19 protein-coding genes are annotated in these 19803 nt (G+C 68.1%); 12 read left to right on the forward strand and 7 right to left on the reverse strand.

Annotation, left to right across the window (positions count from 1 at the left end; genetic code table 11):
• Positions 1-21 precede the first annotated feature (21 nt).
• Together ncsA and DU502_RS03945 are read right to left on the reverse strand one after the other, a co-directional pair.
• Positions 22-990: a tRNA 2-thiolation protein NcsA gene (ncsA, locus tag DU502_RS03940; protein WP_121919680.1), complete on the reverse strand. Its 969-nt coding sequence runs from the start codon at positions 988-990 to the stop codon at positions 22-24.
• 44 nt (positions 991-1034) lie between these two features.
• Positions 1035-1589 carry a hypothetical protein gene (locus DU502_RS03945; protein ID WP_124897010.1) on the reverse strand — a complete coding sequence of 185 codons (555 nt, stop codon included), beginning with the start codon at positions 1587-1589 and terminating at the stop codon, positions 1035-1037.
• Between the two features lie 145 nt (positions 1590-1734).
• Here DU502_RS03945 and DU502_RS03950 point away from each other — a divergent pair, with 145 nt between their 5' ends.
• Positions 1735-2424: a DUF7095 family protein gene (locus DU502_RS03950; protein ID WP_121919678.1), complete on the forward strand. Its 690-nt coding sequence runs from the start codon at positions 1735-1737 to the stop codon at positions 2422-2424.
• Positions 2425-2550: 126 nt separating this feature from the next.
• Here the strand turns inward: DU502_RS03950 and DU502_RS03955 are convergent, their stop codons facing one another.
• The 3 genes from DU502_RS03955 to DU502_RS03965 are packed head-to-tail and all read right to left on the reverse strand — an operon-like array spanning position 2551 to position 5584.
• Entirely contained in the window at positions 2551-3357 is an 807-nt protein-coding gene (locus tag DU502_RS03955) for a methyltransferase domain-containing protein (RefSeq protein WP_121919677.1), read from the reverse strand.
• 46 nt (positions 3358-3403) lie between these two features.
• Positions 3404-4711, reverse strand: coding sequence for an endonuclease/exonuclease/phosphatase family protein (locus DU502_RS03960; protein ID WP_121919676.1), 1308 nt, complete (start codon positions 4709-4711; stop codon positions 3404-3406).
• Between the two features lie 45 nt (positions 4712-4756).
• Positions 4757-5584, reverse strand: a complete 828-nt coding sequence (locus DU502_RS03965) for a deoxyribonuclease IV (protein WP_121919675.1) — start codon at positions 5582-5584, stop codon at positions 4757-4759.
• Positions 5585-5667: 83 nt separating this feature from the next.
• Between DU502_RS03965 and DU502_RS03970 the strand changes: the two genes are divergently transcribed.
• A complete protein-coding gene (locus DU502_RS03970; protein ID WP_121919674.1) occupies positions 5668-6207 on the forward strand; it encodes a redoxin domain-containing protein in 540 nt (179 codons plus the stop codon).
• 54 nt (positions 6208-6261) lie between these two features.
• Here the strand turns inward: DU502_RS03970 and DU502_RS03975 are convergent, their stop codons facing one another.
• Positions 6262-7107 (reverse strand): lipoate--protein ligase family protein, encoded by an 846-nt coding sequence (locus DU502_RS03975; protein ID WP_121919673.1) that lies wholly within the window; start codon positions 7105-7107, stop codon positions 6262-6264.
• A gap of 223 nt (positions 7108-7330) precedes the next feature.
• Here DU502_RS03975 and DU502_RS03980 point away from each other — a divergent pair, with 223 nt between their 5' ends.
• The 6 genes from DU502_RS03980 to DU502_RS04005 are packed head-to-tail and all read left to right on the forward strand — an operon-like array spanning position 7331 to position 13826.
• Positions 7331-8497: a PstS family phosphate ABC transporter substrate-binding protein gene (locus DU502_RS03980; protein WP_121919672.1), complete on the forward strand. Its 1167-nt coding sequence runs from the start codon at positions 7331-7333 to the stop codon at positions 8495-8497.
• Positions 8498-8543: 46 nt separating this feature from the next.
• Positions 8544-9644: a phosphate ABC transporter permease subunit PstC gene (pstC, locus tag DU502_RS03985; RefSeq protein ID WP_121919671.1), complete on the forward strand. Its 1101-nt coding sequence runs from the start codon at positions 8544-8546 to the stop codon at positions 9642-9644.
• Positions 9641-11242, forward strand: coding sequence for a phosphate ABC transporter permease PstA (pstA, locus tag DU502_RS03990; RefSeq protein WP_121919670.1), 1602 nt, complete (start codon positions 9641-9643; stop codon positions 11240-11242). The genes pstC and pstA overlap by 4 nt, the downstream gene beginning before the upstream one ends.
• Complete coding sequence (pstB, locus tag DU502_RS03995; protein ID WP_121919669.1) at positions 11235-12137, forward strand: phosphate ABC transporter ATP-binding protein PstB; 903 nt, start codon at positions 11235-11237, stop codon at positions 12135-12137. Before pstA ends, pstB begins: the two co-directional genes overlap by 8 nt.
• A 2-nt stretch (positions 12138-12139) precedes the next feature.
• Complete coding sequence (gene phoU / locus DU502_RS04000; protein WP_121919668.1) at positions 12140-12814, forward strand: phosphate signaling complex protein PhoU; 675 nt, start codon at positions 12140-12142, stop codon at positions 12812-12814.
• 1 nt (position 12815) lies between these two features.
• A complete protein-coding gene (locus DU502_RS04005) occupies positions 12816-13826 on the forward strand; it encodes a phosphate uptake regulator PhoU (protein WP_121919667.1) in 1011 nt (336 codons plus the stop codon).
• Here DU502_RS04005 and DU502_RS04010 read toward each other — a convergent pair whose 3' ends face one another.
• Complete coding sequence (locus DU502_RS04010; protein WP_121919666.1) at positions 13827-14234, reverse strand: CBS domain-containing protein; 408 nt, start codon at positions 14232-14234, stop codon at positions 13827-13829. It abuts the gene before it with no gap.
• A gap of 82 nt (positions 14235-14316) precedes the next feature.
• Here DU502_RS04010 and DU502_RS04015 point away from each other — a divergent pair, with 82 nt between their 5' ends.
• From DU502_RS04015 to DU502_RS04030, 4 genes are all read left to right on the forward strand, one after another.
• The gene (locus DU502_RS04015) at positions 14317-15087 is read left to right on the forward strand and encodes an FAD-dependent oxidoreductase (RefSeq protein ID WP_121919665.1); all 771 of its coding nucleotides are present in this window, start codon (positions 14317-14319) and stop codon (positions 15085-15087) included.
• A gap of 51 nt (positions 15088-15138) precedes the next feature.
• Entirely contained in the window at positions 15139-15603 is a 465-nt protein-coding gene (locus DU502_RS04020; protein ID WP_121919664.1) for an Lrp/AsnC family transcriptional regulator, read from the forward strand.
• A gap of 291 nt (positions 15604-15894) precedes the next feature.
• Positions 15895-17382, forward strand: coding sequence for a proton-conducting transporter transmembrane domain-containing protein (locus tag DU502_RS04025; RefSeq protein WP_121919663.1), 1488 nt, complete (start codon positions 15895-15897; stop codon positions 17380-17382).
• Positions 17372-19801 (forward strand): DUF2309 domain-containing protein, encoded by a 2430-nt coding sequence (locus DU502_RS04030; protein WP_121919662.1) that lies wholly within the window; start codon positions 17372-17374, stop codon positions 19799-19801. Before DU502_RS04025 ends, DU502_RS04030 begins: the two co-directional genes overlap by 11 nt.
• Positions 19802-19803 lie beyond the last annotated feature (2 nt).

Below are 19803 nucleotides of genomic sequence, written 5' to 3' on the forward strand. Positions count from 1 at the left end.
CCGCTCGTTTTCTGCCGCGTCTTACACCGCCTCGATCGATTCGACCAGCCGGCACTTCCGGCAGATGCGACCGCTCGTACTCGATCCACAGCGCTCGCACTCACCCAGGTCGTCGGTGTCGTCGGTATCGCGGTAGCGCTGGGCAGCGAGTTCCGCGAGTTCCTCGTAGCCCGCCATGATCGAGTGGCGCGTCCCAGGGTGGTTCTCCTCCATCTCCAGCAGGAGTTGCTGGATCTCGCCGCGGTAGGCCTCGCTGGCGTGGGGGCACTCCGTGATGTGGGCCGGCAAGTCGGCCAGGTGGGCGTACAGCGCCACCTCCTTCTCCGGCACGTCACGCAGGGGTTTGGCCCGCGGCACGAAGTGGGCGCTCTCGGCCCGGCGGTCGAAGGGGCCGAGACTCGCGTCGAAGTGTTTGGCCATCTGTCGCAGGTCGCCCTCGAAGAAGTTCATGAGCGCCGTCTGGGCCTCGTCGTCGAGGTTGTGACCCGTCAGGAGTTTGTCGGCGCCGAGTTCCTCGGCGTAGGATTCCAGCAGGTCGCGCCGGAACACGCCGCAGTAGGCGCAGGCGGCCATGTTCTCGGGGTCTTTCTCCACCACGTCGTCCATCCGCACACCGAGTTCGTCGGCGTACGACACGACTTCGTGGTGGAGTTCGAGGTCGGCAGTCAGTTCTCGACAGGCGTCGAGGCTCTCGTCGCGGTAGCCCTCGATCCCCTCGTGGATCGAGAGCGCGACGAGTTCGACACGGGGGTCGCGGCCGAACGTCTCCACCAGAATCTGGGTGAGGACGACGCTGTCCTTGCCGCCGGAGAGGCCGATCACCCACGTCTGCGGGTTCTCGGGCGAGGCGTCCGCCGGCAGGAGGTCGTCCTCCCGGATGCGGCGGCGCACGCGTTTTTCGACCGAGGCGCGGAAATGGTCGTCACAGAGGTGGGCGCCCGAGTAGGCGGCGTGCATCACCGCCTCGCGACCACACTTGTCGCAGTCCATCGACGCTCCCTTGCTGGGCGGGCCGTATCACGGTTTCGTCTCCTTCACCAGCACTCGTAGACCGTCCCGCCACGTCGGACGAACTCGTCGGAGACTTTGTACGTGGTTTCGAACGGCCAGTGACCCATAGGAAGTGGCGTCTGTGTCGGCGTCTCCGAACCGCCCCCGTCGTCGGTCGTAATTCCGGTGTTGGTCTGGCCGGTGACCCCGACGACGAAGGTCTCCTCTTCCACGGTGACCGTGATCTCGTTGATGCTGACATCCAGATCGTTGAGGCGGCCGATCTTATCGGGATACTCGGCGAGCATGCTGTTGTACTGGTAGACCCGTTCGTACGCCTCGACGAACGAACCGACGGACTCGCGGGACAGTTCGCTCGGCTGCTCGGGATACGGCTTCGGGTCCGTCGCGGCGCCCGTCGGTGCCGGCGGATCCGAGGCCGAACAGGATTCGGCGATCACCGTTCCCGTCCGCGTCGCAGTTGGTGTCGGTGTCGCGGTCGGCGTTCCCGTTGGTGACGACTCACTCCCCCCGAGACAGCCAGAGAGGCCAGTGAGGACACACGCAGAGCCGAGGAGGGTGCGTCGCGTGAGTGGCACGCTACGGAAACGTCAGTAGAAGTGAACAAATGTCTTGTGGAGGCTGTCGGTCGTCATCGCCAGCGGCTGCCCGAGCGGCGATCTCGGGCCGTCCGAGCGTCCATCGGTAGCAACCGTTTTGCGCGCCGACGCGTAAGGGCGCGTGATGGATCGAGACGCCGCCTTGGACCGGGCCGCGGAGATCGTCGATCTGGTGGACCGAGCGTCGACGGCGAGTCAGACACCGTCGGACCCGGACGACTCACCACCGCTTCTCCCTGTGCCCGTCCGCGAGGTGTGGGTGTACGGCGACGTGGCTCTCGGTCTCGACCCGATCGACCGCCTCGACGTGTACGTCACCAAGGATCTCCACATGCGCGGCGACGCGGACCGCGAGGGCGAGTTCCGGGAGCGCTACGGCGTCGAGGGCGTGGGCAAGACCGTCGACGCCGACTGGGCCGCGGCCTACCCCGAACACCTCCGCGCGAACGACAACGGACACGCGGCGCCGGAGCGCTGCCTCGCCGCGCACCTCGTGAACGACGACGAACCCATCCACCTGGAGGTGTGTAACGCCTCCTTCTCGGACAACGTCACCCAGCGACTCCGGGGGGCGATGGCCCGGGATGCCTACGAGGAGATCCTCGACCCCCGCGGCGTCTGCCTGTACGCCGACGGTCAGCGTGACGACGAGGCGATGGCGAAACTCCGCGGCGGCGAACTCGCCTTTCCCACCCTCTCTGGGGCGCTGGAGATGCTGGGACTCGACGAGGAGACCGCCGCCGAAGCGGCGGACGTGATGCGCGAGCGTCGCGCCGAGGCGACGGGGCGAACGGTGCGGGGCGACGTGGTGTAAGACGGAACGAACAGGTGACGCCAATGCCGACGGCGGACACGAGGCGGCGGCGTCACACGATCGCGACCCGCCCCGTGACGACGGTCAGGTCACAGGGCGGGTGGCCGCGTCGTCGTACTTGAATCCTCACCCCGCCGGCACCCGCCCGATCACCACGTCGAACGGCACCACCTCGGCCCGGCGATAGGTCCCATCCTGCATCGCGTCGATCACCTCCCGACCCATCTCCCGCCACGCCGCCCGGAGGTCGTCGTACGCCGTTCCCACCGCGCGGCGGAGTTCCGTCTCGTGGTCGGCCAATCCGGCTCCGGTTGCTTTCCGGGTCGCGTCCCGCAGATCGCCCTCGTCGTACGGCGGTTCGATCACCTTTCGGTGGTAGTGCCGGCGCGTCCGAACGTCGACGAGGCCGGCCGCTTCGAACGCCTCGACGATTCGCTCGCCGGGCGCCACGTCGGTGGCGACGCCGTCGAGAAACGCTTCCCGAACTCGGCGTTCGAGGTCCACTTCGCGGTCGATCGTCGACTCCACCGCCACGTCGGCGTTGTCGGGTTCGACGGCGGCGACGGCCTCGCTCGCTACTCGACGGAACTCCCGGAGCGCCGCGGTCGGATCGGGCAGGTTGACGAGGAGCGCCTGACACGTCACGAGGTCGGCGGCGTCGTCGCGGACGGGGAGTCGCAGGGCGTCGCCGGCGACGACCGGCAGGTCCGTCTCCTCGCGGGCCACCCGCAGGAGCGACGGATCGGCGTCGACGCCGATCACCTCGCAGCCGTCCCCGGCTTCCGACGCGAGAACCCGCGTCAACTCGCCGGTTCCACACCCCACGTCGAGGACGCGGTCACGGCTCGGCAGGTCGAGGGGGGCGAGCGCCTCGCGCGACGACCACAGCCCGTCGCGCGTCCGGCGGAGGTAGTCGGCCGAGAATCTGCGCACGGACGCCGTACTGTGTCCGGGGGCAAAAGTCGTACTGTCGGCAGTCTCAGTCGTCCCCGTCCCCGTCCCCGGCCCTGCGGCGAGCGGCGAGGGCGGCCGCCAGCACCGACACCGCGGCCGTCGCCGCGCCGAACCCGGGCACCTCGACGGTCGTATTGTCGTCGACCCGGACTGAGTAGCCGGACGACGAGGTGGTCGGGGGCGGTGACGGCGTCCCCGTCGGGGTGGGCGCCGGCGTGTCCGTTTCCGTTCCGGTCGCTGTCGGCGTCGCCGTCGACTCCTGTCCCGGAACCAGCGTCGCCACCACGCCCGCGTGATCGGACGGCCAGAGTCGGTCGCCGTCGACGCTGATCCGGTTGGCCGGGTCGGCGCCGACCCGCGTCACGTCCGTCGCGCCGATGGCACCCTGGACGAGGATGTGGTCGATCCGTGCGCTGAGCGACACCTCGTCGTTCCGGAGGCCCGCGGCGTGACAGCAGGTGTGGCCGACGCCGTCGGCGGCGTCGCGGAACGTCTCCAGCAGTCGGTCGTAGGCGCCGAGTGACCCGCCCGGGCCACTGTTGAGGTCGCCGACGAGGGCGATCGGATCGCGGCGCTCGGCCAGCAAGCCCTCCAGTTCCACTGCCTGTTGCAGGCGCGTCTCGGTCGACGCCGATTCGAGATGTGTATTACAGAACGTCAGTCGTGTGTCGCCGACCGTCGCGTCGGCAATCTGGTAGCCACGCTCGACCGAAATCGCGCGGCCGTCCTCCGACAGCGAGACGGCGGCGTCGAACCGCCCCGCCGTCACCTCGCCGATCGTCACGTCCTCGTGGGCGAGAAGCAGGTCGCGATCGGTTAGCCGCACCGCCTTGCGCTCGCCGTCGACCGTCGCGGGCAGTTGGAAGTCGGTCGTCTCCACGGCGTCGACGACGCGGTACGGGAGGTCGCGGTCGTCGAGCGCCGTCAGCAGCGTCTCCCGGAAGTCGTGTCGCACCTCCGTCGCCGTCGGCGTCGTTCCGCTCGTCGGCTCGCCGGTCCGGATCAGTGCGGCTTCCTGCAGGCCGACCAGATCGGGCTCCGTTCGGCCGATTTCGGCCGCGATGGCGTCGAGACGCGCCGGGACGTGACTCCGATCGACCGATCGGAGCAGGTCGCTCACCGCCGTCTGGACCGCCTCGCTCCCCTCCGTCGCCGCCACGAGGAGGCGAAAGAGGTTGGCGCCGAGATAGCAGTTGCGGGTGGCGACCGTCACCGGTGTCGTCGACTCTTGGGCGCGAGCGTCGCCGACGAGCGGCGTCCCGAGGCCGACGACGCCGGCGCCGATCCCCGCGCCGCCGGCGAGTACGTCGCGTCTGGTGATGCCGTCGCTCATTCGTCGTGGGTTACGGCGGGTCGCGGGAAAAGCGTCGTGACTCCGTTACTCCGCCAGTTCGCGCACGCGGTCGATGTTCCACGCGAAGCCCTTGCCGTCCTCGTTCGGCGTCTCCAGCACGAACGGCGTCTCGCGCAGGGCGGGGTGGGTGACGATCCGGCGCATGCCGTCGACGCCGATCTTCCCCTCGCCGATGTGGGCGTGTTCGTCCTTGTTCGTCCCGCAGGCGTGCTTGGAGTCGTTGAGGTGGATGCAGTGGAGGTCGTCGAGACCGATCACGTCGTCGAATTCGTCGACCGTCTCGTCGACGCCGGCGGGCGTCGAGAGGTCGTAGCCCGCGGCGAACGCGTGGGCGGTGTCGAGACAGACGCCGAGGTCGTGATCGCTCTCGTCGAGGACCGTCGCGAGGTGTTCGAAGTCGCCGCCAAGTTTCGTGCCGCTCCCCGCGTCGCTCTCGACGAGGACGGTCACGCCGTCGGGCACGTCGAGTTCGTCAAGGGCGCTCACGGCGTTGTCGAGGCCGCCGTCGACGCCTGCTCCCGTGTGGGCGCCGAGGTGGACGTTCACGTACGCGATGCCGAGTGTGTCCGCGGCGTCGACCTCGCGTTGCATGCTCTCGATGGACTTCGCGCGCAGGTCGTCTTTGGGCGTACAGAGGTTGACGAGATAGGAGGAGTGGATGACCCACGGACCGTCGAGGTGTTCGGCGGTTCCCTCCCGGAAGGCTGCGGCCTCGTCGTCACCGACGTTCGGGTCCTGCCACACCTGGGGAGAGTGGGTGAAGATCTGTCCGCAGTTGCCGCCGACCTCGCGCTGGTTGTCCACGGCGTTGTCGACGCCGCCGGCGACGGATACGTGTGCTCCAACTCGCATACGAGTGGGTGGAATCGAGCGAGCAAAGGCGCTTCGAATCGCTCGAAGCCAACGGTTTTGGCGGTGTCTGTCGAACGCCCAGTATGGACGGGCCGATAGCGGTGGGCGAGACGGTGGCGGACGTGGGCGTCACGCTCGTCCGGCCGGACGGAACGGCCGAGGACGTGACGCTCGGCGAACTGGTCGCGGACTGTCCGGTGTTGCTCAGTTTCTACACGGCGGATTTCAGCCCCGACTGCATTGACGAGTGGTGCTCGTTCCGCGATTTCGACTGGTTCTCGAGCGGTGATCACGTGCAGGTCGTCGGCTGTAGCAAGTCGAGCGCCGGCCTCCACCGCCGCTTCATCGACTATCTCGATCTGAGCTTCCCGCTCTACACCGATCCCGACCTCGAACTGGCGGACGCCTTCGGCGTCACCTACCGCACGCTCGGCATCACGCGCCGCTCCCGGCGGTCGTGTTTCCTGCTCGATTCGGACCTGACCGTCCGGTATCGGTGGCTGGGCGACCACTGGCTCGACCCCACCCGAGACACGCCGCAGGTGGGCGAGATTCACGAGGCCATCGTCGAAGAACTCGACGTGTCCGACGCCGAGACGTTCGGCTTCTATAGTACCAATTGAAAGTCATCGCACAGCCGATCGCTCACCGTACTGCGATCGGCTGTGCAAACAGTTTCAATCGCTACTATCGCGCTCGCCCGGCCGTCGCTTCGTCCACGCGTCGTCCGCGTACTTGTCTTCCGCCCGCTCGCGCGCCCGGTCGAGTTCGTCGTCGGTCCACTCGCCCGCTTCGGCGTCCGCCCACTCACTCAGTGCCGCTTCGAGGGCGTCGACCGCCTCGGACCGTTCGATGTCCGCGTGGTCGTCGATACCCGTCACTCGTTCGCGGAACGTCGCGGCGTCGGCTGCGGGGTCGGTGAACACGGCGAGGTGACGCTCCGGGCGGACCGCGTAGGTGAGCGAGCCGTGCTGGACGACGGCGTCCGTCCGCCGGTGCTGGGCGTTGCCGCTCACCTTCCGCTCTCGCCCGTCCGCACCGGGCACGACCACGTCGTGTGCGGGGTGGAGTTCGCGCAGGTAACAGGCGGGCGCGTGGGCGGCCGGCCGCTCGGTCTCCGCGAATCGTGCCGGGACGCCCATCCGCTCGAAGGCGTCGAGGATCGGCCGGCAGAGCCGGTGATACGACTCCACGAGGTCGCTGGGGAGTTCCGCTTTCGGTGCGACGATGGTGTAGGAGATGTCGCCGAAGTTGTCGTGGTAGATGCCGCCGCCGCCGGTCGGGCGGCGCGTGACGCCGACGCCCTCGCGCTCGCAGTGGGCCCAGTCGACGGTGTCGGGGTCCTGGTGGTAGCCCAGCGAGAGCGTGCTGGGGTCCCACCGGTACACTCGCAGGGTTCGGGGGCCGCCGGCGGCGGCCGTCTCCGCTGCAATCTCGTCGAGCGCCATGTTCATCGGCCCCGACCACGCCTCCTCGCGGATCAGCCGCCACTCGCGGTCGGCCAGCGGGTCGCGTTCGTCCATACCCCTCACCGCGGGGCGGGGACGCAAAGGGGTTTCGTGGCGAACGACGCCGTCGGATCGTCTCCCCTCGTCTACATAGCTCAATGTACCCGGCCGTACGACGTGATAGGGGGACGTTGGACGGGGGAGCGATGGGTGGCGGCATGGACCGATACGAGGAGTTCAGACCCCCACGTACGGCTCATATAAAGCCCCTTTATTGGAACTGGAAGTCTGTCTGGTGATGGTCGATTCAAACCGGACGTTCGACGGCGCATCGCGGCGCAAATTCATGCTGGTCACGGGTACCGGCGCGGTCGCAGGTCTCGCCGGCTGTGGTGGCCAGTCCGGTGGCAGTAGCGGCGGCGAATCCGGCGGGAGTTCGGGCGGTTCGGAGTCCGACGGCACGCCGACCCAGACCGAGAGCAACGACAGTTCGTCGAGCGGGATGGACACGAGCGTCCTGACCGCCGACGGCTCCTCGACCGTGTTCCCGATCACGAACACGGGTGCGAGCTACTGGAACTCCAACCCCGAGGCGGGCGACGAGGACTACTGGCCGCAGTCGTGGGCCAGCGAGGAGTACGACACGGACATGCGCCTCGCGGACTTCTTCGCGCAGGACTACGGCTACGAATCGACGGGGCAGCGCTCGGTGCCGCCGTTCCGCGCGAGCGTCGCCCTCTCGCACTCGGGGACGGGTGTCGAGGGCGTCATGGAGGGTCGCGTCGACATCGGTGACTCCTCGGCCCCCGCACAGGCCGAACTCGCCGGCTCCGGCGTGAGCGACGCGACGCTCGATAAGTTCACCGACCACGTCGTCGGCGTCGACGGCCAGCCCATCGTCGTCAGTCGCGAAATCTACGACGCGGGCGTCACCCAGATCACCATCGAACAGCTCCGCCAGATCTACCGGCAGGAGATCACGAACTGGTCGGAGCTCGGCGGCCCGGACCGCGAAATCCTCGCGCTCGGCCGCGCCGAGGGTTCGGGGACCGACACCGCCTTCCGGAACAACGTCTTCGGCGACCCGAACGCGCCGATCAGCCCCGACCAGCGCTTCGGCCAGAACCAGCAGCTCCAGCAGGCCATCGGGCAGGTCGACAACGCCATCGCCTACATCGCGCTGGCGTTCGTCGAGCCGGACGGCGCGACGCCGCCCATCGGCCTCGAAATCGACGGCACGGTGTACGAGTACGGCAACAACCTCGGTGCGCAGGAGTACCCGCTCTCGCGTGACCTCCACGCGTACACGTGGGAGGGCACCTCCCGGAAGGAAGCCTGCTTCATCAACTTCCTCCTGAGTGACTTCGGACAGGAGACGTTCGTCGCGTCGAACAACTACTTCAAGCTCCCGAAGGATCGGCTCCGGACCGAGCGCGAGAAGGTCGCTCCGTCGAACTTCTCGTAAGGCGTCCGTCGAGCGGCCGACCTATCGACCGTACCCCAATTTTCGCATGTTACAATCGATACAAACACGCGCGACGCACGAACTCTCAGCGGCCGCCACGTTCGCCCGCAACTACCGCGTGCGGACGGAAGACGGGGCGCTTCTGATGCACCTCCTCGGTGGCCTGTCGACGGCCGTGGCATTCGTCCTGTTCCTGCAGGGCTCCCAGTGGACTATCGTCCCCATCCTCGCTCTCCTCGCGACGGCCGTCATCGGCTGGCGGCGGTATCAGGCGGAACTCGTGAAGGGGCTGACCTTCCTCACCACCGTGGCGACGGTCTCGATCCTGTCGCTCATCATCGTCTTCCTCCTGCTCCGGTCGGCTCCCATCGTCGCGGAGATGGGGCTGTCCCTGCTGACCCGGACCGGCCAGCCGCTGTGGGGCCAGAACGACGTCTACGCGCTGACGCCGATGATGATCGGCACCGCGCTCACGACGGTCATCGCGACGATCATCGCGGCGCCGCTGGGTATCGCCGGCGCCGTCTTCGTCAGCGAAATCGCTCCCCGACGGCTCCGCGAGGTCGTCAAACCGGGTATCGAACTGATGGCCGGCATCCCGTCGATCACCTACGGCTTCATCGGCCTCACCATCTTCAACCAGTACCTCTACACCGAGTTCCGAACGCCGACGATTGGCAACTACTTCGCGGCGGGTATCATGATCGGCATCATGGCGCTCCCGACGGTGGTGAGCGTCGCGGAGGACGCTCTCTCGACGGTGCCGGAGTCGATGCAAAGTGGGTCGCTGGCGATGGGGTCGACGAACTGGCAGACGACCAAGAGCGTCACCATCCCGGCGGCGCTGTCTGGCGTCTCCGCCGGCGTCCTCCTCGGCGTCGGGCGCGCCATGGGTGAGACGATGGCCGCGACGGTCATGCTCTCTCATACCAAGGGGTTTCCGACGCCCGTCTTCGACGTGTTCACCAACTACGGCGAGACGCTGACGACGGTCATCGCCTTCGAGGGCGGCAACGCGAGCGGCCTCCACATGAGCGCGCTGTTCGCCGCCGGCGTCGTTCTCTTTTTCATGGTGATGGTCCTCAGCGTCACCTCCCAGTGGATCGAGTGGCGGATGCACACGAAACTCGGCGGTGAGAACGCGTGAGTAACGTCGAACGCACCGGTCTCGTGACCGGCGAGTCGTCGCTCGGCGATCTGGTGGCCAACGTCGTCATCGCCGTCTCGCTCCTCGGCTTCCTAGCCTCGTGGGGCACCATCTTCCAGTGGCTCGACGAGACGGGGACGTACGTCGGATTTCAGCTGTTTCACCTGCTCGGGGGGTCGCTGTTCGTCCTCGCGGCCGGCCTCGCGTTCGCCGGACTCGGCTCGTATTTCGACTACGTCGATTCGACGCCGTCCGACAGCGCGGGTTTGACCGTCGGCGCTATCTTCGGCCTGCTCTGGGCAATCGTCGGCGGTCTCGCCGCCGCCCAGTGGGGTGGTAACGCACTCGTCGTGTGGGGGTCCGGGGCCGTCGCGTTCGGACTGCTCGGGTGCGTCGCCGCCATCTACCCACGCGAGGATCTCGGCTCGACGCTTCCAATCGCTCTCCTGCTCGGCTTGATCGGCTACGTCATCGTCTCCGGCCACATCAACGCGGGCTGGACGTGGACGCCGGGCTGGACCGGCGCCGAGTTCCCCGGCTCGGAACTCGTCCCCGTCCTCGTCATCCACGGCGCGCTGTTGGGTCTCTGGAGCGCCGCCAAGGCCAGACGGGGGTACGGCGCCCAGGGGCGGCAACACGGCGCCTACTGGCTCGTCGGGCTGACGGTCTTCTCGATGCTCGGCGTTCTCGCCCTGCTGATCATGTTCATCATCGTCCAGGGTCTCGACGTGATGCTGACGGGGGCGAGCCTCACTGGCGGACAGGTGCGCCTGTTCGGCGTGACACTCCCCTGGATCGAGGTGCCGTTCGTGACGAACGTCCCCGGTGGCCTGTTCGTCGACATTCCGGGTGTCATGCCCGCTATCGTCGGCACGCTGTGGCTCGTTCTCGGGGCCGTCACCTTCGCCGTGCCGCTCGGTGTCGGCGCCGCCATCTTCCTCACCGAGTACGCCGAGCAGGGCCGGTTCACCCAGCTCGTCGAGGTGGCGACCAACGGCCTGTGGAGCACGCCGAGCATCGTCTTCGGCCTGTTCGGACTGGCCTTCCTCGTGCCCCGCATCAGCGGGGGCAACTCCATCTTCGTCGGCCAGCTGGTGCTCGGCTTCATGCTCTTGCCCCTCGTCCTGATCACCTCCCGAGAGGCGATCAAGGCCGTCCCCGACGAGTACCGCGACGCCAGCGCGGCGCTGGGAGTCACGAAGTGGGAGACGATCCGCAGTGTCGTCGTTCCCGCAGCGATGCCCGGCGTCATCACGGGCGTCATCCTCGGCGTCGGCCGCATCGCCGGCGAGACGGCACCCCTCCTGCTGGTGTTCGGCGGCTCACCGTTCCCGAGCGCGGGGCCGCAGGTACTCCAGTCGTTCCGCTTCAGCACGACGCCGCCGTTCGTCACCAACGAGGCGCTCCTGTCGCCGGCGAGCGCCCTGCCCTATCAGCTCTACTCGTCGATCACCGCGGGCGTGTTCGACCACCCCGCCTTCTCCAGCACGGAGTACGGGTGGGGGACCGCGCTCGTCTTGCTCCTCCTCGTCATCGGTCTCTACGCCGTCGGCGTCGGGAGCCGGATCTACTTCCGGAGGAAACTACACCATGAGTAACGTCGAACTCGATCAGACCGAAGACGCACAGCCCGATCAGACGACCACCGGCGAGACCGACGAGCGAGTCCGCGAGGAGTGGCTCGACTACGACTTCGCCGGCGAGACGAAACTCTCCGCGACGGACCTCGACGTGTACTACGGCGACGATCACGCGCTCGACGGCATCTCGATCGACATTCCCGCCGAGAGCGTCACGGCCCTCATCGGCCCCTCGGGCTGTGGGAAATCGACGTTCCTGCGGTGTCTGAACCGGATGAACGACCGCATCAAGGCCGCGCGGGTCGAGGGCTCCGTCGAACTCGACGGCGAGGAAATCTACCAGGACGGCATCAATCTGGTCGAACTCCGCAAGCGGGTCGGGATGGTGTTTCAGGCGCCGAACCCGTTCCCGAAGTCGATTCGCGACAACATCTCCTACGGACCGCGAAAGCACGGCGACATCGACAAGGGGCTGCTCGCTCGGTTGCTCGGCCGCGACGACCGGGAGAAGGAGCGCGAACTCGTCGAACGGTCGCTGAAGAACGCGGCGCTGTGGGACGAGGTGAACGATCGCCTCGACGACAACGCGCTCGGCCTCTCGGGTGGCCAGCAACAGCGACTCTGCATCGCTCGCTGTCTGGCGACCGATCCCGAGGTCATCCTGATGGACGAACCGGCGTCCGCGCTCGACCCCATCGCCACGGCGAAAATCGAGGATCTCATCGGTGACCTCGCGGAGGACTACACGGTCGTCATCGTCACCCACAACATGCAACAGGCGGCGCGCATCTCCGACCAGACCGCCGTGTTCCTGACCGGCGGGCAACTGGTCGAGTACGGCGACACCGACCAGATCTTCGAGAATCCCCGGAGCCAGCGCGTCGAGGACTACATCACCGGCAAGTTCGGATAGCCGTGACCCGAGACGAGTACCAGCAGTCGCTTGCCGATCTTCGCGCGGACGTGCTCGCGATGGGTAATCTCGTCGGCAGCCGTCTCGACCGCGCCCTGATGGCGCTGTCGACGGTCGACGAGGCCGCCGCCCGCGCGGTCGCCGGCGCCGACGACGAGGTCGACCGGCGGTATCTCGACCTCGAATCGCGGTGTATCCAGCTACTCGCCCGCCAACAACCCGTCGCCAGCGACCTCCGTTTCGTCGCCTCGTCGTTCAAGATCCTCACCGATCTCGAACGCGTCGGTGATCTGGCGGTCAACCTCGCGCAGTACACGCTGGCGGCGGACCGCAAGCGGTTCGAGGAAGTCGATCTCTCCGCAATCGGCGACCTCGCACGCGAGATGCTCGACGACGCGATGGTCGCCTACCGGACCGACGACGCCGCCCTGTGTCGGGACATCGCCGAGCGCGACGACGAACTCGACGTGCTGTGTCAGCGGGCAAGCGAGCGCGTGGTCCGGGAGTTGATCGAACACGAGGTCGACGAGGGCGACTCCTGGGCCGTCGAGGAGTTGCTGGACGACGTGTCCCGGCTCCTGCTCGTCGTTCGCGACCTCGAACGCGTCGGTGACCACGCCGTCAACATCGCCGCACGCACCCTGTACATGGTCGAAAGCGACCCGGCACTCGTCTAACATGGAAACCCGCAAACTCCAGAAGATCGGCGGTTCGACGTATTCGGTCTCCCTGCCCAAAGAATGGGCCACGGAGCATCATCTCGAAGCGGGGATGCCCATCCACCTCTACCCCCACACCGACGGCTCGCTGGTCGTCCGGAGCGCGGCGCAGGACGGCGGTCCGCTCTCGGCGGTGACGGTCGACCTGCCGACGGCAGACACCAACGCGGTCGAGCGCGCCCTCCGCGCGGCGTACGCCGTCGGCTACGACACCATCACCCTCCTCGCGCCCGAGACCACCGAGTTCACCGCCGACGAGCGGCGGGCCGTTCGCCGACTCGTCCAGACCATGGTGGGACTCTCGGTCACCGAGGAGACGACGGATCGGCTCGTCGTCGAGAACCTGCTCGACGCCTCGGAGGTGTCGATCCGGCAGTCGGTGATCCAGCTCCAGTTCACCGCGTGCTCGATGCACCGCACTGCTATCGAGCGCGTGGCGAATCGAGCCACCGAGCGGGAATCCGACCGGCTCGCCGGACGCGACGACGAGGTGGATCGACTGTTCGAGATGATCACCCGCCACTTCAACCGCTCGCTCGCCGATTTCGCGGAGATCGACGACCTCGACGTGCGTCGGTCGGAGCTGTTCGATTACTATCTTGTCGCGCGCCAGCTCGAACGGATCGCCGACCACGCCGTCCGCATCGGCGCGCTCGCCAGCCGGATCGATCCGACGGTCGACGACGACGTGTTCGCGGAGGTGGGCGCCCTCGCGGGGGCGACTTGTGAGGTGGCCGAGACGGCGACGACGGCCGTCCTCGAAACCTCCGCCGAGCGCGCCCACGAGGCGCTGGATCGACGCGACGCCGTCGGCGACGATCTCCGCGCGCTGGATCGGGCGCTCTTCGAGCGGTCGCCCCCCGGCGCCTACGCCCTCTCGCGCGTACTCGCCAGCCTCACCCGCACCGCCGACTGCGGCGCCAACGTGGCCCGCGTCGCCCTCCGCGCGAGCGTGCGTCCGGACGAGTAGTTATCGCCACGGCGGGTGTGGCGGTCGGATGGTCGAGAGATACGCGGCCAGATCCGCCGCGGTAATCACGCCGATTACGCTCTCCCCGTCGACCACCGGGAGGTGGTAGTGGCCGCTCTCGACCATCAGATCGGCCGCGACGGTGATGGGTTCGTTTCCCGTCGTCGTCACCACGTCGTGGCTCATGACCGTCGAGACGGGCGTCGACGCGCTCTCCTCGCCGTCGGCGACGACGCGCACGAAGTCGGTGGCGGTGAGGATACCCCGCAGGCTGCCCGCCTCGTCGACGACGACCACGGAGCCGATGTCGTGGTCGAGCAGTACCCGTCCCGCCTCCCGGAGTGTGGCGTCGCCGCCGACCGAGTGGACTGGCGCCGACATGAGACTCCCGACGAACACGTCTTCCATCCGGTGTGAGACGCGGTCACACAGTATAACGCTGTCGCGGAATTGCGGCGGGTACAAGTGTGCCTCCGCCGTCCGGAGGTGTATGACGACCCAGCCATCCGTCGTGATCGTCGGCGGCGGCGTCGCCGGCCTGTCGGCGGCCACGTTCGCCGCTCGTGCCGACTTCGAGACGCGCGTTCTGAACAGAGAGGGACGAAGTCCCTCTGGCAGCCGGACGCAGTCCGGCGACGCGGGTGACTCCATCCTCCGTCGCAACGCCCATCTGGAGAACTACCCCGGCTTCCCCGCCGGCGTCAACGCCCGCCTGTTGCTCGATATGATGGCCGAGGGCGCGGACCGGGCGGGCGCCGACCGCCGCGAGGCCGAGGTGACGCGGGTCGCCCGCGATGGCGACGAGTTCGCCGTCGAAACCGCCGCTGGCGAGGAGTACCGGGCCGACTACGTGATCGCCGCGACGAAGAACGCGGTCGACTACCTGCCCGCGGATGTCGAACTCGTCGACCGCGGGAAGTCGTTCGTGGTGACGGACGAACGCGGACGGACGGCCGTCGAGGGCCTGTACGCAGCCGGTCGCCTCGCCGGCAAACCGCATCAGGCCGTCGTGAGCGCCGGCCACGGGGCGGAGGTGGCGGTGACGATGCTAGAGGACGCCGACCACCCCTTCTACCACGACTGGGTGGCGCCCGACGGCTACTTCACCGACCGCGGCCGGGACCTGCCACCGGGGTGTGAGGAAATCGACGACACGGAACGGCGGGCGCGCGAAGACACGGCCCGGGAGACGATGCGCGAGCGGTTCGCGGCGCCACATCCCTCCGACCAGCCGACGCATCCGAGCCTCGACGACGCCTGACTATCCGTGACGGGCGAAGCGCCTTTGCCGCGGACGGACGACGTGCATCGTATGGCCGACGACGACATCGACGACGTGGATCGGGCGATCCTGCACGCCCTCCAGGAGGACGCGCGAAACATGTCGTCGGGCGACATCGCGGAGCGCACCGGCACGTCGGACAGCACGGTCCGCAAGCGCATCCGGCGGCTCGAATCCGCTGGCGTGATCAAGGGGTACAGCGCCGAAGTCGACTACCAGCAGTCGGGCTATCCGCTCCGGATGCTCCTCTTCTGTACGGCCTCGATCCCCGAACGAGGATCACTCATTCCGGAAATCCTCGATATCGACGGCGTCGTCTCCGTGCAGGAACTGGTCACGGGCGAGGAGAACCTGCTCGTCACCGTCGTCGGCGAGTCGGACAACGACATCACGCCCGTCGCCCAGGAACTGCTCGATATGGGCATCACCGTCTCCGACGAGGTACTCGTCCGGAGCCACGAGTCGAAACCCTTCGGGGAGTTCGCACCGGAGTGAGAGGGCACGCCGAATCACGAATCGTTCCCAAAACACGAGTTCTTCGAACGATTCAGTAATACACGACGCCAGCGCCCCGCCTCGGTTGCTCCCCCACCTGCCGTCTCCGGCCCGCAGCGCCGTCCGTACACCGTCCTCGGTCGTCAGGCAGAAACCATAACGTTCTATAATAATATTTTTACAGAACATTTTGATCAAATAGAAGAATTTAATAACCAATCTGTTCGTAGAATGGGGTAGAGATGACCGATACCGCTCGCTGGTAGGCGCATCCGGTCGACAACACGAACGATGACAGGCTCGGATCAGCAGACGACGGTCGGATCGCTCCCGGAGACGACGACATCGACGCCGCTCGCCCCCGCGGTCTTCACGCGACTCGTGTGGCTCCTGTGGGTGGCGAGTCTCGGTGCACTCGTCGCGCGACTCCGATTCGACGGGGCGTGGGAACTTCCGGGCGTGGCTGCCGTCGATGGGCTGACCGTCGTGATGTGGGTCGTCGTCACCTTCTTCAGCGGCATCGTCCACAGCTACTCGCGGCGCTACATGGCCGGGAGCCGGCACGAGACGCGGTTTTTCACCCTCGTGTTCGCGTTCACGCTCGTCGTGATGGCGCTGGTCGCGGCCGACCACCTCGCGCTCTTTGCCGCCGCGTGGCTGGCGATGGGGCTGCTGATGGCCGACCTGATCGGCCTCATCCGTGGCTGGCCGCAGGCCCGCGCCGCCGCGTCGGTCGCCCGCCGGTACTTCCTCGCGAGTAGCGGCCTCCTCGCCGTCGCCCTGCTGACGCTGTGGTTGGCGACCGGCGCGACGACCGTCTCGGGCGTCGTCGCCGGCGTCGACGCCGTTCCGCAGTCGTACTGGCTGGTCGCGGCCGGGGCGCTCCTCCTCGCCGCGATGATCCAGTCCGCGCTTGTCCCCTTCCACACGTGGCTCCTCTCCTCGATGACGGCGCCGACGCCGGCGTCCGCGCTGATGCACGCCGGCTTCGTCAACGCCGGCGGCGTCCTCCTCGTGCGCTTCGCGCCCGTCGCCGTCCGCGATCCGACCTTCATGCTCCTGATCGTGGTCGTCGGCGCGGTCAGCGCCCTCCTCGGCAAACTCCTGAAGTCCGTGCAGACGGACGTGAAGGGTCAACTTGGCTGTTCGACGGTCGGCCAGATGGGCTTCATGATCGCACAGGCCGGCCTCGGTTTCTTCGGCGCCGCCATCACGCACCTGATCCTCCACGGCTTCTACAAGGCCTACCAGTTCCTCGCGTCGGGGAGTCGGGTCGAACGGACGACCCCGACGACTGCGGGCGGATCGAACGGCGACACGTCCACCGACCTCCTCGTGGCGCTCCCCACGGCCGTCGCCGGCGGCGCCGTGTTCGCCCTCCTCACGGGCAAGGGGACCGCGCTCGACAGCGGCCTGTTGCTGGCGCTGTTCGTCGTCCTGACGACGTTCCGCGCGACCCGGGAGATGCTCCAGCACACGTCGCTCCCGGCGACGGTCCGGTACGGCGCCGTGCCGCTCGTCTTCCTGCCCGCCATCGCCGGCTACGCGGCGGCCTACCACCTCGTCACCGCCGCTCTCGTCGGCCTCCCGGTCGTGACGGCGCCCGCGGCGCTGACGCCCGTGCACGGCGCCGTCGCCGCCGGGTTCGTCCTCGCCTACGTCGCCATCGAGAGCGGCGTCTACCGGTCGAGTACGCGCCTCTACGTGATGCTGTCGAACGCCGCGTCCCCACCAACCGACACCGTGCTGACGTCGACGGAGGAATACAATGAGTACTGAGCCAGCGATTCGCGATAGTATCGAGCGCGCAGCGGAATCGGTCGGCACCGTCTGGCCGCTCCACTCGTTCGTGACTGCCAACCCGCTCTCGGGGTTCGAGGACCGTCCGTTTCCCGAGGCGGTCGACCGGGCGGCCGACCTGTTCGGTGGCCGGGGGTACCCCAGCGTCGACGTGTTCCGTGGGGCGTGGGAGAACGGGGGGATCGACCCCGACGCACTGGCCGACGAACTCGCCGACAGCGGCTACGACACCGGCGCGGACCCCGAGGAGCTGCTGGCGCGGATGGACACCGCCGACGCCGACGAGCCCCCGGATTCGGACTCGACGCCCGAGGACCGGGTCGACCACTTCCTCTCGAAGTGGCTGGCGGCCTTCCTCGACGAGGGGCGGGCGGAGTGGCCGATGCCGAACCGCGAGCGCGGGTTCTACGCCGCCTTCCGCCACGCGGCCCGCTACGACCGCGAGATTCCCGACCGCGATGCCGTGACGGGCCTCCCCGACCACCCCACTGACGCCGTCCGCGAGTTGCTCGCGGACCACCCCGAAGGGCGGTGGGAAGCCATCTTCGAACACCACTTCGCCGCGTTGCCGGGGTGGACAGGATTCGTCAAACACCGCGCCGGGACGGATGGCGACTGGCAGTCGACCTGCCCGATCACGCTCCCGGGCTATCTGGCCGTCCGCCTGTTCCTGACCGAACAGGTGGGCGCGCCGGTCGATCCGGGGCCGCGTGCGACGGCCGACGCCGACGACGCGACCGACGACCGCCCGCCGCTCCCCGAAGTGTGGTTGCGCGCGTGGGAGGCGACGTACCGGGACGACCTCGTCGGCGCCGTCGCGGACGCGAGCGCGTCGCTGGCCGACGACGACAGCGACGACGACGGCCGCCCCGACGCCCAGTTCGTCTTCTGTATCGACACGCGCTCGGAGCGCATCCGCCGCCACATCGAGGCCGCTGGCGCGTACGAGACCCACGGCTACGCTGGCTTCTTCGGCATCCCGATGCGTCACGAGTCCTACGGATCGAACGTGGCCGTCGACGCCTGCCCGCCGATCCTCGACCCGAAGTACCGCATCGACGACCGGCCGACCGACGACGACCCGCAGACCGCTCACGACCGTTGGGTCCGCTTCACCGACGCCGGCACCCACCTCCTGAAGGCGATCAAGTCGAACGCCGCGACGGCGTTCAGCTTCGTCGAGAACACCGGCGTCGGCTACGGCGCCGCGCTGGCGGCGCGGACGCTCGTGCCCGGCCGCGTCTACGACGCCATCGACACCGTCGACGACCGCGTGCCCGACGAACACGAGTTCTGCGAGCCGACGGTGGATCACGACCCGGACGCCGAAGGTGCGCTCCCGAGAGGGCTGACCCTCGACGAGAAAGTGTCCTACGCCGAGACGGCGTTCGACCTGATGGGCTGGGAGGAGTTCGCCCGCCTCGTCGTCTTCGCCGGCCACGCCAGCCAGACGGCGAACAATCCCTACGAATCCAGTCTCGACTGTGGCGCCTGCGCCGGCAACCCCGGCGGGCCGAACGCGCGCGTCCTCGCCACCATCTGTAACGACCCGGCTGTCAGGAACGCCCTCGATGACCGTGGGTTCGACATCCCCGACGACACCGTCTTCGTCGCCGCCGAACACAACACGACGACCGACGAGGTGACGCTGTTCGCGGACGCTGTGCCCGAGAGTCACGACGACGACATCGCCCACCTCCGCGACGTTCTGGAGACGGCGCGGGCGGGTGCGGCAGCCGAGCGCACCGGCAGCGTCCGCGACGTCGAGCGCCGCGCCGCCGACTGGGCGGAGACGCGTCCGGAGTGGGGTCTCGCCGGCAACGCCGGGTTCGTCGTCGGCCCGCGGGCGCTGACCGACGACCTCGACCTCGACGGCCGCGCGTTCCTCCACTCCTACGACTGGTCGACCGACCCGGACGGCGACGCCCTCGAAGCCATCCTGACCGGCCCGCTGGTCGTCACGCAGTGGATCAACACCCAGTATTACTTCTCGACCGTCGACACCGCCGTCTACGGGAGCGGGTCGAAGATCACACACAACCCGGTCGGGAACGTCGGCGTCTACCAGGGCAACGGCGGCGACCTGATGACCGGCCTGCCCCTCCAGTCCGTGTTAGCGGCCGACGACGACCCCCTCCACCAGCCCCTCCGCCTCTCGACCCTGATCCACGCGCCCGTCGAGCGGGTGACGGAGCTTCTCGCACAGCACGAGCAGGTCCGGACGCTTCTGGACAACGGGTGGCTGTCGCTGAGCGTCGTCGACCCCCAGCAGGACCACGCCGTCTTCCACTACGACGGCGACCTGACGTGGACCGCGGCGTCCGAGGCCGTCCGGGAAGCCGGACCGGCACCCGAGCCCGAAGCAGTGCCCGCGACGCCGCCGACGGCGGACGACTGAGC

Origin of the sequence: Haloplanus aerogenes (assembly GCF_003856835.1) — an archaeon.
GTDB lineage: Archaea > Halobacteriota > Halobacteria > Halobacteriales > Haloferacaceae > Haloplanus > Haloplanus aerogenes.